Source organism: Microvirga sp. (assembly GCF_014699075.1).
GTDB lineage: Bacteria > Pseudomonadota > Alphaproteobacteria > Rhizobiales > Beijerinckiaceae > Microvirga.
Genome location: NZ_JACXAB010000006.1, coordinates 277,149 through 291,213, shown reverse-complemented (window position 1 = coordinate 291,213; position 14,065 = coordinate 277,149). Strand labels below are relative to the sequence as shown.

Sequence of the window (14,065 nt, the reverse complement as noted above, 5' to 3'; positions counted from 1 at the left end):
CTTCTCCTGTGAGGCTGGTCATACACTCAGCCTCATCCTGAGGAGCCTGCGCAGCAGGCGTCTTGAAGGAGGTTCCAGAATGCGCTGGAGACACCCTGACCCTTCGAGACGGTGACTGAAGTGAACTCCTCAGGATGAGCGCTTAGGTTTGTGTAAATGATAAGCCGGCCCTGCGGCCAAAGAAAAAGGCGCGGTTCAAAACCGCGCCTTTTCTGTTCTTCGTCAGCCTTAATGCAATTACTCGCCGGCAGCCTTCTGCTGGTCGCGCTGGCTGCGCTCGGCGTCGCGTTCGGCCTTGAGCTGCTCGGTGATGTCCTCGCCGGTCTCCTGGTTAACCACCTTCATGGAGAGACGGACCTTGCCGCGCTCGTCCATGCCGAGGAACTTCACCTTCACCTTATCGCCTTCCTTGACCACATCGGTGACCTTGCCGACGCGGTTCTTGGCGAGCTCCGAGATGTGCACGAGGCCGTCGCGGGAACCGAAGAAGTTCACGAAGGCGCCGAACTCCATCACCTTCACGACCGTGCCCTCGTAGATCGTGTTGATCTCGGGCTCGGCCACGATGGAGCGGATCCAGTTATAGGCCGCCTTGATCGACTTGCCGTCGGCGGACGCGATCTTGATCAGGCCGTCGTCGTTGATGTCGATCTTCGCGCCGGTCTTCTCCACGATCTCGCGGATGACCTTGCCGCCCGAACCGATGACTTCGCGGATCTTGTCGACCGGGATCTGCATGGTCTCGATGCGCGGAGCATGCTCGCCGAGCTCGGCGCGCGGGGCGGTCAGCGCCTTGTTCATCTCGGCGAGGATGTGCGTGCGGCCGGCCTGAGCCTGGTCCAGCGCCACGCGCATGATCTCTTCCGTGATGCCGGCGATCTTGATGTCCATCTGGAGCGAGGTGATGCCCTGCTCCGTGCCGGCCACCTTGAAGTCCATGTCGCCGAGGTGATCCTCGTCGCCGAGAATGTCGGACAGGACCGCATAGCGCTCACCCTCGAGGATGAGGCCCATGGCGATGCCCGCCACCGGACGGCGCAGGGGCACGCCCGCATCCATCAGGGCAAGCGAAGCGCCGCAGACGGAGGCCATGGACGAGGAGCCGTTGGACTCGGTGATCTCGCTGACGACGCGGATCGTGTAGGGGAAGTCGTGAGCGGCCGGCAGCATCGGGTGGATGGCGCGCCAGGCGAGCTTCCCGTGGCCGATTTCGCGGCGGCCGGGCGAGCCCATGCGGCCCGTCTCACCGACGGAGTAGGGCGGGAAGTTGTAGTGCAGCAGGAAGGTTTCCTTGCGGGTGCCCTCCAACTGGTCGATAAACTGCTCGTCTTCGCCGGTGCCGAGGGTGGCGACCACGAGGGCCTGCGTTTCGCCGCGGGTGAACACGGCCGAGCCGTGGGTGCGGGGCAGAACGCCGACCTCGGACACGATCTGGCGAACGGTCTTCAGGTCGCGGCCGTCGATGCGCGAGCCGGTGTCGAGGATGTTCCAGCGCACGACCTTGGCCTGCACTTCCTTGAAGGCCGCCTTGACCTTCTCGGGCTCGAACTTGGGCTCACCGTCGGCGGGAAGCAGCTCGGCCATCACCTTCGCCTTCACGGCGTCGACGGCGGTGTAGCGGTCCTGCTTCTTGGTGATCTTGTAGGCCTCGCGCAGATCGGTCTCGGTGATGGCGAGAACGGCCTGCTCAACCTCGGACGTGTCGGCCGGCTGGTAGTCGCGCGGCTCCTTGGCGGCCTTCTCGGCAAGCCGGATGATGGCTTCGATCACCGGCTGGAAGTGCTTGTGGCCGAACATCACGGCGCCGAGCATCACGTCTTCCGCCAGTTCCTTCGCCTCGGACTCGACCATGAGCACGGCGTCGGCCGTGCCGGCGACCACGAGGTCGAGGGAGGTCTGGTCCATTTCCTGCAGCGGCGGGTTCAGCTTGTACTGACCGCCGATATAGCCGACGCGGGCAGCACCCACGGGACCCATGAAGGGAACGCCCGAGAGGGTGAGAGCGGCGGACGCCGCCACCATGCCGACGATGTCGGGGTCGTTCTCAAGATCGTGCGACAGCACGGTCACGACCACCTGGGTGTCGTTCTTGTAGCCCTCGACGAAGAGGGGGCGGATCGGGCGGTCGATGAGGCGGGAGACCAGGGTCTCCTTCTCGGTCGGACGGCCTTCGCGCTTGAAGTAGCCGCCCGGAATGCGACCGGCGGCATAGGTGCGCTCCTGGTAGTTCACAGTGAGCGGGAAGAAGTCGAAACCGGGCTTCGGCTCCTTGGCCGACACGACGGTGGCGAGAACGGTGGTCTCACCGTAGGTGGCGACGACGGCGCCGTCGGCCTGGCGGGCCATCTTGCCCGTTTCGAGCACGAGCTTGCGGCCGGCCCAGATCAGTTCTTCGCGTTGAGTATCGAACATGCTTTTTCGTCTTTCATGACAGCAGGAGCGGGGGCTCGATGCCATGAGCAAGACGGCAAGAGGCTCGCGTCGATGGGCAAGCCCACCTCATAAGCCCCTTGCGATCCTGCCATGGTCATCGTGTCGGCCGTCTCCTCGGAGGACACCGGGACCCTGTGGTCCTAACCGGTGTAGAAACCGTCCGGAGCCGGGCTCCGGACGGAAGTCTTGTGAAGAAGCTTAGCGGCGGATGCCGAGCTTCTCGATCAGCGTGCGGTAGCGGCTCTCGTCCTTCTTCTTCAGATAGTCGAGAAGCGAACGGCGCGACGACACCATCTTCAGGAGGCCACGACGGGAGTGGTTGTCCTTGTTGTGGCTCTTGAAGTGACCGGTCAGGTTGTTGATCCGCTCGGTCAGAATGGCGACCTGCACCTCGGGGGAGCCGGTATCGCCAGCTTTCTGGGCGAATTCCTTGACAAGCGCGTTCTTGCGCTCAGCCGTAATCGACATCGTGTGTCCTTTCAGGTTGGTTTTATAAGGAGACCTTGGCCTTCAGGGCTTCGGGTCCGGGACATCCGGAAGGGCCGGGCCGGGATGTCGTCCAGCGCGGTCCGAACTCGGACGCGTCTTTCGGGGCATGACCCTCGAAAAGATGGCGCAACATACACGAAATGCGCCGGAGTGCCAGAGAAATCGTTTTTCTCAAGCGGGGCAATAAGATGCGCCGATTAGGCCGATCCCCGGCGGAACAAGTTTTCCAGGTTACGGTTGGTGAACCAGAGACCCCCAATAGAGGAAGATGACATCATGAGTGCCACGACCGGCATGGCCGACCTTACGTCTTCGGAAGACATCCGCAACATCTTCATCACCGGCCTCGAAAACGCCCACGCCCTCGAAAAGCAGGCCATCCAGCTCATGGAGCGGCAGGTCGAGCGGTTCGAGAATTATCCGGAGATGTCCGACCTCCTGCGCCGGCACATCGTCGAAACCGAAGGCCAGATCCGCCGCCTCGACGAGGCCCTGCACAGCTTCGGTGCGGATCGCTCGATCCTGAAGGACATGGCCACCCAGTTCATGGCCAATCTGGCCGCCGCCGGCCACATGCCGATGGCCGACGAGGTTCTGAAGAACACCTTCGCCAACCACGCCTTCGAGAATTTCGAGATCGCGTCCTACAAGTCCCTCATCGCCATGGCCGAGGCCTCCGGGAACCAGAAGTTCATCCCGGCACTCCAGGAGTCGTTGCGCGAAGAGGAAAGGACCGCCCAGGCAGTTTACGACATGATCGAGCCGATCACCCAAAAGTTCCTGAGCCGTTCGGCGCAGGGCTTGAAGGCCGACCGGTAAAGCCCGATGCAGTCATCCCGGACGGCGCAAGCCGATCCGGGATCGCGTGAAGGATGGAGCACTGAACTCCCTCTCCCTGAGGGAGAGGGTTGGGGTGAGGGGTTACAGCCTCATCCGGAGAGGACGCTAACCCCTCACCCGCGCCTGAAGGCGCGACCGCTCCCACCGGGAGAGGTGTTCCCGCGCCACACTCGTCTGACGATCCCGGGTTCCGCTGACGCGGCGCCGGGATGACGCGTTTCAAACGCCCAAGTTGAACACCCGGTGCGGCACAAGCTCGCCGCGCTCCACGTCGCCCACGGCGATGAGCACGCCGTTGCAGGTGGCATAGACCTTCCCCGACAGGGGCGCCTCGCGCCCGCGCAGGATGATGGACTGGCCGCGCATGAGGCGGCCGGCCATGTCGCGGCTGACTGCGATCGAGGGGATCTCGTTGAGGGCGGTCTCCACCGGGCGCAGGGCCGCCGGATCGGTGGCGACGTCGTCCACGGTGACGGCGTCATGCTCCGTGAAGGGGCCGACGCGGGTGCGCCTGAGCGCCGCGATATGACCGAGGCAGCCGAGCGCCCGGCCGAGGTCGCGGGCGATGGCGCGCACATAAGTGCCCTTGCCGCAATCGGCCTCGATCACCGAGCGGTTGCCGTCATGGTGGACGAGGGCCAACCGGTCGATCTCGACCGTGCGCGCTTGAAGCTCCACCACCTCGCCGTCGCGGGCGAGATCGTAGGCGCGCTCGCCGGCGATCTTGATGGCAGAAAAGCGTGGCGGCACCTGCTGCACGGAGCCCGTGAAGCGGGGCAGGAGCGCCTCGATCTCGGACGGGTCGGGCAACCTGTCGGTGCGCTCGACAATCTCGCCCTCGGTGTCGTCCGTATTCGTCTCCGCGCCCCAGGCCACGGTGAATACGTAGGATTTACGCCCGTCCATGACGAACGGCACGGTCTTGGTCGCCTCGCCCAGCGCGATCGGCAGGATGCCGGAGGCCAGCGGATCGAGGGTGCCGGCGTGTCCGGCCTTCTTGGCCGAGAGGCCGCGCTTGACCACCGCGACCGCGTGCGTCGAGGTCATGCCGACGCCCTTATCGAGGATGATCCATCCATTGACGTCGCGCTTCTTCGGTCGGTCCCCGTGGGGCCTCCGCTGCGGGCGTTCGTCGCTCATGAATCCTGCTCGTCGCTGTCGTCGGAGAGGTCGATGCCGGTTCTGCCCGTGTCGCGGGCCACCCGCTCCGTGCGCAGGAGCGCGTCAATGCGGGCCGCCTCGTCGAAGCTCTCGTCGCGCAGGAAGCGCAGATCGGGGGCGAATTTCAGGTTCACCCGGCGGGCGACCTCCTGGCGCAGGATCTTCTTGTTCTTGTCCAGGGCCTTGATCACGGCGGCCTCGTCGCGGCCGCCGAGCGGCATGACATAGGCCGTGGCGAGCTTGAGGTCCGGCGACATGCGCACTTCCGGAATTGTGATGACGTTCTTCGTCAGCACGTCGTCCTGCAGGTCGCCGCGGGAGAGGACCTCGGCGAGCGCATGGCGCACGAGCTCGGCCACGCGCTGCTGGCGCTGGGAGGGTCCTGTGGTTTGTTCGAAACGTTTGGCCATTGTTATATCTCCGGGGTTGGACCGGATCGTTCAAAAGGGATCATGGCCGGGAATGACCCGGCCATGAGAGATGTTCCAGACAGTGAAAAGATCGGAAGCGGCTTAGAGCGACCGCTTCACCTCTTCCACGCGGTAGCATTCGATCTGGTCGCCGACGCGCATGTCCTGATAGCTCTCGAAGGACATACCGCATTCCTGACCCGAGGTGACCTCGCGGGCATCGTCCTTGAAGCGCTTGAGCTGGCTCAGGCGGCCTTCGTGGATCACCACGTTGTCGCGGATCAGGCGCACATGGGCGCCGCGCTGGACCACGCCGTCGAGGACGCGGCAGCCGGCGATCTTGCCGACCTTCGACACGTTGAACACCTCAAGGATCTGCGCCTCGCCGAGCCGCTCTTCGCGCAGCGTCGGAGCGAGCAGTCCGGACATCGCCGCCTTCACGTCATCCACGAGGTCGTAGATGATGTTGTAGTAGCGGATCTCGATTCCGGCACGCTCGGCCGCCTCGCGCGCTTCCTTGTGGGCACGCACGTTGAAGGCCAGGATGATGGCGTTCGAGGCTTCGGCCAGGGTCACGTCCGATTCCGAGATGCCGCCGACGCCGGCCTGGACGATCCGGGCAGCCACTTCCTCGTTGCCGACCTTCTCCAGGGCACCCACGATGGCTTCCGCCGAGCCCTGCACGTCCGCGCGAACCACGAGCGGGAATTCCTTGCGGCCCGCTCCGGCCTTGAGGTCGTGCATCATGTCGGCGAGCGTGCGCCCGGCCGAACCCATGCGGGCCGCCTGACGTTCGCGCTTCTGGCGGGTCCGGTACTCGGTGACTTCGCGGGCGCGGGCCTCGGACTCGACCACCGCCACGCGGTCGCCGGCCTCGGGCGTGCCGCTGAAGCCCAGAACCTCGACCGGAACCGAGGGACCGGCCTCCTTCACGTTGGCGCCGAGATCGTTGATCAGGGCACGCACGCGGCCCCATTCGGCGCCGGCCACCACGATGTCGCCGGTGCGCAGCGTTCCGCGCTGCACGAGCACGGTGGCCACGGGACCGCGGCCGCGATCGAGCTTCGCCTCGATGACGGTGCCTTCCGCCGAGCGCTCGGCATTGGCCTTGAGCTCGAGGATTTCGGCCTGGAGCTGGAGACCTTCGAGCAGTGTCTCGAGACCGTCGCCCGTCTTGGCGGAGACCTCGAACTCGAGGGTCTCACCACCCATGGATTCCACCACGATGGAGTGCTGCAGCAGCTCGGTACGGACCCGCTGCGGGTTCGCGTCGGGCTTGTCGATCTTGTTGATCGCCACGATCAGCGGCACGCCGGCCGCCTGCGCGTGGTTGATCGCCTCGACGGTCTGCGGCATGACGCCGTCATCGGCCGCCACCACCAGCACGACGATATCCGTCACCTTGGCGCCGCGGGCGCGCATGGCCGTGAAGGCCGCGTGGCCGGGCGTGTCGATGAAGGTGATCCTGCCGCCGAGCGGCGAGGTCACCTGATAGGCGCCGATATGCTGCGTGATGCCGCCGGCTTCGCCGGACACCACGTTGGTCTTGCGGATCGCGTCGAGCAGCGAGGTCTTGCCGTGGTCGACGTGGCCCATGATGGTCACGACCGGCGGACGGGTGACGAGGTTCTCGTCCACATCCGGGGTGTCGAACAGGCCTTCCTCGACGTCCGATTCCGCAACGCGCTTCACGGTGTGGCCGAGCTCTTCCGCGATCAGCTGGGCCGAGTCGGAGTCGATCACATCCGTGATCTTGTGCATCTGGCCTTGCTTCATCAGCATCTTGATCACGTCCACGGCGCGCTCCGACATGCGGTTGGCGAGCTCCTGGATGGTGATCGTCTCGGGAATGATCACCTCGCGGGCGATCTTTTCCTTCTGCTCCACCTGGCGGTGGCCCATGAGACGCTGGTTGCGGCGCCGGAAGGCGGCAAGCGAGCGGGTGCGCTCGTCCTCGCCCGAGGTCGCGTTGGCGAGCGTCAGGCGGCCACGGCGCTTCTCTTCGCCGGGAGCGGCCTTCGGGGTCTTCGGCAGGGCTGCGGGCTTCGCCGCAACGCCGGGACGACGGATGGTGCGTGCACCCTCCTCGTCATCCACCAGGGCAGCACGGGCTGCCACGGGAGGAGCCGTGCGGGCATGGGGCTTTGCCGTTTCCGGATCGGGAACGACCGGGGCGGCCGGACGGGCCATGTGGTTCAGGCTCGGCGGACGGCCGCCCATGGTGCCACCGCCGCTGCGGGGACCACCAAAGCCACCCGGACGGGGACCATCCTGGCGCGGGCCGCCGGGACGCGGCCCGTCGGAACGGGCGCTGGCAGGACGCGGTCCATCCGAACGGGGACGATCCGGGCGCGGACCCTCGAAGCGGCCACCTTCCGGGCGCGGGGCGCCGGTGCGGGCTGCCGGCGCGGAGCCTGCAGCCTGACGGGGGGCCTCTTCGCCGAGACGGCGGCGGGCCTCGTCCTCGGCGCGGCGCTTGCGCTCCTCGTCCTGGCGGCGGCGGTCCTCTTCCTCGCGCTTGCGGGCTTCGGCCGCTTCGCGGTCCTTGGCCTCTTCAGCCTCGCGCTCGGCGCGGCGGGCAGCCTCTTCGGCCTGTCTCTTGCGGTCTTCCTCGTCGCGGCGGCGCGCATCGACGAGCGCGTTCATGCGCGCATCGCGCTCCTGCTCGGAGAGCGTCTGCAGCACCATGCCGCCGGAACGGGGCGTGTTGGGAGCGGACCGCTGCGGGCGCGCTCCTTGAGCGGGCGCTGCCGGCTTCGGGGTCGGAGCCGGTGCGGCAGGCTTGGGCGCAGCCGCGGGGGCCGCTGCCTGTTGCGGCGCGGGTCTGTCTTCCTTGCCCCCGGTGGGGCCGACGGCAGGGCGACGCTTGACCGTCTCGACCACAACCGACTTGGATCGGCCATGGGAGAAGCTTTGGCGCACCACGCCCTGTTCGACGGGGCGCTTCAGAGAAAGCGTCTTGGACGACACATGAAGAGTCTTGTCGCCCTGGTTTTTCGTATCGGTCATTCCGCCTCAGTTCCTGCGGGTTTCATAGTCGTGGGTTCGCCGGTCTCGTTTCCGAGGCCAGTTTGATCGGCGTCGATGCCGCGAAAGATGCGGTAACGATGCCATCGGTTCAGAAAGCCGTCGCTCCCAGCGCCCGCGACGAGGGCAGCATGTATCACATTTGACCGGCCTAATGCCAAATCCAATTCGTCATTCGACAATTCTTGGATGACCGGAAAGCTAGATATTGCCTCGCCGAAGCGTTTTCGCAACTGGTTTGCCAATTTTCTTCGCCCATCTTCGGCCGCTTCTGCGGCATGAATAAGGGCAACGATGGGCTTATCCGTGATGGTCGACTCGACCTTATGGAAGCCGGTGATCACCGATCCGGCCTTGTTGGCGAGTGCCAGACCCTGACGGAGGTCGTCCCGGAGAAGGCGCTCGATATCCTGGGCCAAGCTCTCCGAAGCCTTGGCCTCGGCCTTGAAGGCGCGGGCGAAGAGGCGACGTTTGGCCGCCTCTTCCACCATGCTGGCGCGGGCCGTGACCCAGACGCCGCGGCCCGGCAGCTTTTGCCGGAGGTCGGGCACGACCTGATGGTCGGGCCCCAGGACAAAGCGGATCAGTCCCGCGGGGCTGTGAGCCTCGCGGGTGACGATGCAGGTGCGCTCCGGTTCATGCCGCGGCACGAATGCTGACCTCGCTTTGCCATTGCCGTTAAGAAGGTTGAGCCTCGGTCTCGGCCTCTTCGGCCGATCCCTCGGTCTCAACGATCTCTTCCGGCTGCTCGATCCAGCCCGCTTTGACACGGGCGGCCATGATCATGTTCTCGGCGTCCGCACGGGACACGTCGAAGCCGTCGAGCGCCCCCTTGTAGCGGGTGGCCTCGGGGCCGCGGCCCTCCGTCCAGCCGACGAGATCGTCGGTGGCGCAGCCGGCCAGATCCTCGACATTCTTGATGTCGTTCTCGCCGAGAGCCACCATCATGGCGGTGGTGACGCCGTCGATCTCCTTCAGGTCGTCGGAGACCCCGAGTTCCTGGCGGCGGGCGTCGTTCTCGGCCTCGATGCGGGCGAGGTATTCCTGCGCGCGGCTCTGGATCTCGGCGGCGGTGTCCTCATCGAAGCCCTCGATGGCGGCCACTTCACCGGATTCCACATAGGCGATTTCCTCGACGGAACGGAAGCCTTCCGAGGCCAGCAGCTGGCCCACGACCTCGTCCACGTCGAGCGCGTTCATGAACAGCTCGGTGCGCTCGGCGAATTCCTTCTGGCGGCGCTCGGACTCTTCAGCCTCGGTCAGGATATCGATGTCCCAGCCGGTGAGCTGCGAGGCCAGACGCACGTTCTGGCCGCGGCGGCCGATGGCGAGCGAGAGCTGGTCGTCGGGCACCACCACCTCGATGCGGTCGGCCTCCTCGTCGAGCACCACCTTGACCACCTCGGCCGGCTGGAGCGCGTTGACGATGAAGGTCGCCTGGTCGGGAGACCACGGAATGATGTCGATCTTCTCGCCCTGGAGCTCGCCCACCACCGCCTGGACGCGGGAGCCGCGCATGCCGACGCAGGCGCCGACCGGGTCGATGGAGGAATCGCGCGAGATGACGGCGATCTTGGCCCGCGAGCCCGGATCGCGGGCAACGGCCTGAACCGTAACGATGCCGTCGTAGATCTCCGGCACCTCGGACGCGAAGAGCTTCGCCATGAACTGCGGGTGCGTGCGCGACAGGAAGATCTGCGGCCCACGGGCCTCGCGGCGCACGTCGAAGAGATAGGCGCGGATGCGGTCGCCGGGACGGAAGGTCTCGCGGGGAATGAGCTCGTCGCGGCGGATGATCGCCTCGCCGCGGCCGAGATCGACGATCACGTTGCCGTACTCGACGCGCTTAACGGCGCCGTTCACGATCTCGCCGATCCGATCCTTGTATTCCTGGTACTGGCGGTCGCGCTCGGCGTCGCGCACCTTCTGCACGATCACCTGCTTGGCCGACTGCGCCGCGATGCGGCCGAAATCGAAGGGCGGCAGGGTGTCGGCGATCACGTCGCCCACCTGGGCGGCCGGGTTATGGCGGGTGCGGGCCTCGGCCAGCGTAATCTCGCGGGAGTCGTTCTCCACCGCACCGTCCTCGACCACCAGCAGGTGCCGGGCCAGGCGCAGCTCGCCGGTCTTCGAGTTGATCTCGGCATGAATGTCGGTCTCGGCGCCGTAGCGCGACCGGGCCGCCTTGGCGATGGCATCCGCCATGGCGTCGAGAACGATCTGCTTGTCGATCACCTTCTCGCGGGCGACCGCATCGGCGATCTGCAAGAGTTCAAGCCTGTTGGCACTGATAGCCATCGAGGTCGCTCCTTAATTCGGTTTCGTCTGATCGGATGGGTCCTGCGCCTCATCGGGCGCTTCGACCACATCCGTGTCTTCATCAAGGTCGTCCGTGGTCGGCGCCGTTCCCCGGCGCAGCGATTCACGGATCAGGTCGTCGGTCAAAACGAGGTGAGCCTCGCCCAGATCCGTCAGGGGCAGGCGCGCGATGGGATCGAGGCCTTCCTTTACGTCCGGCAACTCGACAACGAGCTTTCCGTTCTCGACGCCCCGGAGAAAACCCCGGAAACGCTTGCGGCCTTCGAGCGGCACGGCCATCTCGATCTTGGCGTCGTAGCCGGTCCAGCGCACGAAATCGCTCTCCCGCACGAGCGGCCGGTCGATCCCCGGAGAGGAGATCTCGAGGTAATAGGCCGTGTCGATCGGATCCTCGAGGTCGAGCACCGGCGAAATCGCCCGGCTCACGGTCTCGCAATCGCTCACCGACATGGTGCCGTTCGGCCTTTCGGCCATGATCTGCACGGTGCATCCGTTCGTGGGGGTGACCCGCACCCGCACGAGATTGAAGCCCAGATCCTCGATCACAGGCTCGACGATTGCCGCCACTCGGGCGGCCACGCCGTTTTCGGTAATCAGCCGCTTGTCGCGTTCGTTTGTCATGGCTCTCCGCACGCTCCGGCATTCAGGCAATAAAAAAGAGCGGACCCGGCGGGGCCCACTCTTGACCAGCAGCTTGACGCTGCAACCAGAGCTGACGTGCAACTTATAGCGATTCAAGCCCAAAAACGCAAGGGTCCTGCACGAAGTCCGCCGGACACACGCTCATCGCCCTTCAGTTGCCGTCGGCAGGCGCTTCCCGAGGGCTCCCGAGCGCGGCTTAGATTCGTGTGAGGGTCAGGTAGCTCGGCACGCGGCCTTCGCGGATGGCTTTGGCCTCGTAGCGGGTGCCCGGCCAGCCCTCGTAGGGCTTGCGCCAGTCGTCGGGCCGGGTGGCGGTCCATCGGAAAGCCTGAGAGCGCATGGCGCGGGCGAGCACCCAGCCGATGTAGTCGTCGATGTCGCTGGCAAAGCGCAGCTCGGCGCCCGGCTTCATCACGCGGGCGAGCATCTCCAGGTTCTCGTCGGAGACCAGACGCCGCTTGCGCTGCCGGCGCTTGGGCCAGGGATCGGGATAGAGGATGTAGACCCGGTCGAATGCGGCGTCGGGCAAGGTCGGCAGCAGGTCCGTGACGTCGTCGTCCCAGACGCGGACATTGTCGAGATTCTCCTGCTCGACCACGGCCAAAAGCTTGGCCATCCCGTTCACGAAAGGCTCGCAGCCGACGATGTTGACGTCGCGATGGGCGCGGGCCTGGGCGGCAAGATGCTCGCCGCCGCCGAAGCCGATCTCAAGCCAGGTTTCGCGCGCCTGAAGGTTCGGAAACTGGCTCGAAGGGTCGCTCCCTGGGACCACACGGATTGCAGGCAGGAGCTTCTGGACGAGGTCGTCCTGTCCGGCACGCAGCTTCTTGCCCTTCCGGCGCCCGAAGAAGGCGCCGGCGCGTTCGGAGGCCTCGCTCATGGGACAAATGCTCCTGAAGACGGCATGGTCTGGCTGGACCCGGCTTCTTGATGCCGGTCGATGCATTGAGAGCCGATTCCTCTCGCGGGGAACCGGCTCTTGTCAGTAGGGCTGATGTAGCCGAGAGTCGCTCGGCGTGCCGAATGGCTCTTAGCGGAACGCTGCCTTCAGGCGGTCGGCGAGGTCCGTGCGCTCCCAGGAGAAGCCGCCGTCCGTGTCCGGCTTGCGGCCGAAATGGCCATAGGCCGAGGTGCGGGCATAGATCGGCCGGTTGAGGCCAAGATGCGTGCGAATGCCGCGGGGCGAGAGGTCCATGGCGTCCATGAGCACGGCCTCGAGCTTGCCCTCGTCCACCTTGCCGGTGCCGTGCAGGTCCACATAGATCGACAGAGGCTTGGCCACGCCGATGGCATAGGAGAGCTGCAGTGTGCAGTTGTCGGCAAGACCTGCGGCGACCACGTTCTTGGCGAGATACCGGGCGGCATAGGCGGCCGAACGGTCCACCTTGGTCGGGTCCTTGCCCGAGAAGGCGCCGCCGCCGTGGGGCGCCGCGCCGCCATAGGTGTCGACGATGATCTTGCGGCCGGTGAGGCCGCAGTCGCCGTCCGGGCCGCCGATCACGAACTTGCCGGTGGGATTCACGTGCCAGATGGTGTCGGGTGAGATCCAGCCCTCGGGCAGGGTCTGGCGGATATGCGGCTCGACGATGGCGCGCACGTCCTCGGAGGACAGGCTCTCGTCCAAGTGCTGGGTCGAAAGAACGATCTGGGTGGCCGAGACGGGCCGGCCGTTCTCGTAGCGCACCGTGACCTGGCTCTTGGCATCGGGGCCGAGCTTGGCGGCATCGCCCACCTTGCCCTTGCGGGCGGCGGTGAGGTTCTCGAGGATTTTGTGCGCGTAGTAGATCGGCGCCGGCATCAGGTCGGGCGTCTCGGTGCAGGCATAACCGAACATGATGCCCTGGTCGCCTGCGCCCTCGTCCTTGTTGCCGGAGGCATCGACGCCCTGGGCAATGTGGGCCGACTGGGCGTGGAGGTAGACGGCCACGTCCGCGTTTTTCCAGTGGAAGCCGTCCTGCTCGTAGCCGATGTCCTTGATGGCATCGCGGGCAAGCTCGATCACCTTGTCCTTGGTGATGGACTCAGGACCGCGCACCTCGCCGGCAATGACCACGCGATTGGTGGTGGCGAGCGTCTCGCAGGCCACGCGGGCCTCCGGCTCAGCGGCCAGATAGGCATCGACGACGGCATCGGAGATCCGGTCGCAGACCTTGTCCGGATGCCCCTCGGACACCGATTCACTGGTGAAAAGATAGCTTGAACGCCGCACGACGGAATTCCTTCAGGCCATGGAAAATTGGCGCCTGCGGATCCCCCGCAGGCTTGAAGCCATGCTCATGCCGCATGCTTTAGGAAAGGTCAAGCGAACGTGTTCGTTATGACGAACGTTCCGTATCGTCTTGAGCGGCCACCGAGGACACGAGCTGGACGATGCTTTTTCGCACCTTGGGGTTCTTGATCCCGGCAAAATGCCGCACGAGCTGCAAGCCCTCCGGAGTCGACATCATGTCCGCCACGTAAGTGGGCGGGTTCTCTTCCGCGAAGCCAGGAGCGGATTTGGTGCTCGTGACACCGTCGAGAAAGAAGTGCACGTCGACGCCAAGGATCTTGGTGATCTCGATCAGACGAGCCACGCTGATCCGGTTCATGCCCTTTTCGTATTTCTGAACCTGCTGAAAGGTCAGGCCGAGCATATCGCCGAGCTTTTCCTGGCTCATGCCGATGGACATCCGGCGCATGCGCACGCGGCTTCCGACTTCCTTATCGATAGAGCCCGTCGACTTCTTCATGTGGCCCCACTTCCT

General features: G+C 65.5%; 12 protein-coding genes. 1 reads left to right on the top strand and 11 read right to left on the bottom strand.

Annotated features, from left to right (window positions below; genetic code table 11):
• Positions 1–237: 237 nt before the first annotated feature.
• Positions 238–2,412 carry a polyribonucleotide nucleotidyltransferase gene (gene pnp, locus IC232_RS12820; RefSeq protein ID WP_190845350.1) on the bottom strand — a complete coding sequence of 725 codons (2,175 nt, stop codon included), beginning with the start codon at positions 2,410–2,412 and terminating at the stop codon, positions 238–240.
• Positions 2,413–2,631: 219 nt separating this feature from the next.
• Positions 2,632–2,901 (bottom strand): 30S ribosomal protein S15, encoded by a 270-nt coding sequence (gene rpsO / locus IC232_RS12815; RefSeq protein ID WP_036349523.1) that lies wholly within the window; start codon positions 2,899–2,901, stop codon positions 2,632–2,634.
• Between the two features lie 297 nt (positions 2,902–3,198).
• Between rpsO and IC232_RS12810 the strand changes: the two genes are divergently transcribed.
• On the top strand, positions 3,199–3,741 hold the full coding sequence (locus IC232_RS12810) for a ferritin-like domain-containing protein (protein ID WP_190845349.1): 543 nt from the start codon (positions 3,199–3,201) through the stop codon (positions 3,739–3,741).
• A 240-nt stretch (positions 3,742–3,981) separates the two neighbouring features.
• Here IC232_RS12810 and truB read toward each other — a convergent pair whose 3' ends face one another.
• From truB to IC232_RS12765, 9 genes are all read right to left on the bottom strand, one after another.
• The gene (gene truB, locus IC232_RS12805) at positions 3,982–4,902 is read right to left on the bottom strand and encodes a tRNA pseudouridine(55) synthase TruB (RefSeq protein ID WP_190845348.1); all 921 of its coding nucleotides are present in this window, start codon (positions 4,900–4,902) and stop codon (positions 3,982–3,984) included.
• A complete protein-coding gene (gene rbfA / locus IC232_RS12800; protein ID WP_190845347.1) occupies positions 4,899–5,333 on the bottom strand; it encodes a 30S ribosome-binding factor RbfA in 435 nt (144 codons plus the stop codon). The genes truB and rbfA overlap by 4 nt, the downstream gene beginning before the upstream one ends.
• Positions 5,334–5,435: 102 nt before the next feature.
• Positions 5,436–8,342, bottom strand: a complete 2,907-nt coding sequence (infB, locus tag IC232_RS12795) for a translation initiation factor IF-2 (protein ID WP_190845346.1) — start codon at positions 8,340–8,342, stop codon at positions 5,436–5,438.
• On the bottom strand, positions 8,339–9,010 hold the full coding sequence (locus tag IC232_RS12790) for an RNA-binding protein (protein WP_190845345.1): 672 nt from the start codon (positions 9,008–9,010) through the stop codon (positions 8,339–8,341). Before IC232_RS12790 ends, infB begins: the two co-directional genes overlap by 4 nt.
• Positions 9,011–9,038: 28 nt before the next feature.
• The gene (nusA, locus tag IC232_RS12785; RefSeq protein ID WP_190845344.1) at positions 9,039–10,658 is read right to left on the bottom strand and encodes a transcription termination factor NusA; all 1,620 of its coding nucleotides are present in this window, start codon (positions 10,656–10,658) and stop codon (positions 9,039–9,041) included.
• Positions 10,659–10,670: 12 nt separating this feature from the next.
• The gene (gene rimP / locus IC232_RS12780) at positions 10,671–11,300 is read right to left on the bottom strand and encodes a ribosome maturation factor RimP (RefSeq protein WP_190845343.1); all 630 of its coding nucleotides are present in this window, start codon (positions 11,298–11,300) and stop codon (positions 10,671–10,673) included.
• Between the two features lie 217 nt (positions 11,301–11,517).
• The gene (locus IC232_RS12775) at positions 11,518–12,201 is read right to left on the bottom strand and encodes a tRNA (guanine(46)-N(7))-methyltransferase TrmB (RefSeq protein WP_190845342.1); all 684 of its coding nucleotides are present in this window, start codon (positions 12,199–12,201) and stop codon (positions 11,518–11,520) included.
• A gap of 150 nt (positions 12,202–12,351) precedes the next feature.
• The gene (gene metK / locus IC232_RS12770) at positions 12,352–13,530 is read right to left on the bottom strand and encodes a methionine adenosyltransferase (RefSeq protein WP_190845341.1); all 1,179 of its coding nucleotides are present in this window, start codon (positions 13,528–13,530) and stop codon (positions 12,352–12,354) included.
• Positions 13,531–13,636: 106 nt separating this feature from the next.
• The gene (locus IC232_RS12765; protein ID WP_190845340.1) at positions 13,637–14,050 is read right to left on the bottom strand and encodes a helix-turn-helix domain-containing protein; all 414 of its coding nucleotides are present in this window, start codon (positions 14,048–14,050) and stop codon (positions 13,637–13,639) included.
• Between the last annotated feature and the right edge of the window lie 15 nt (positions 14,051–14,065).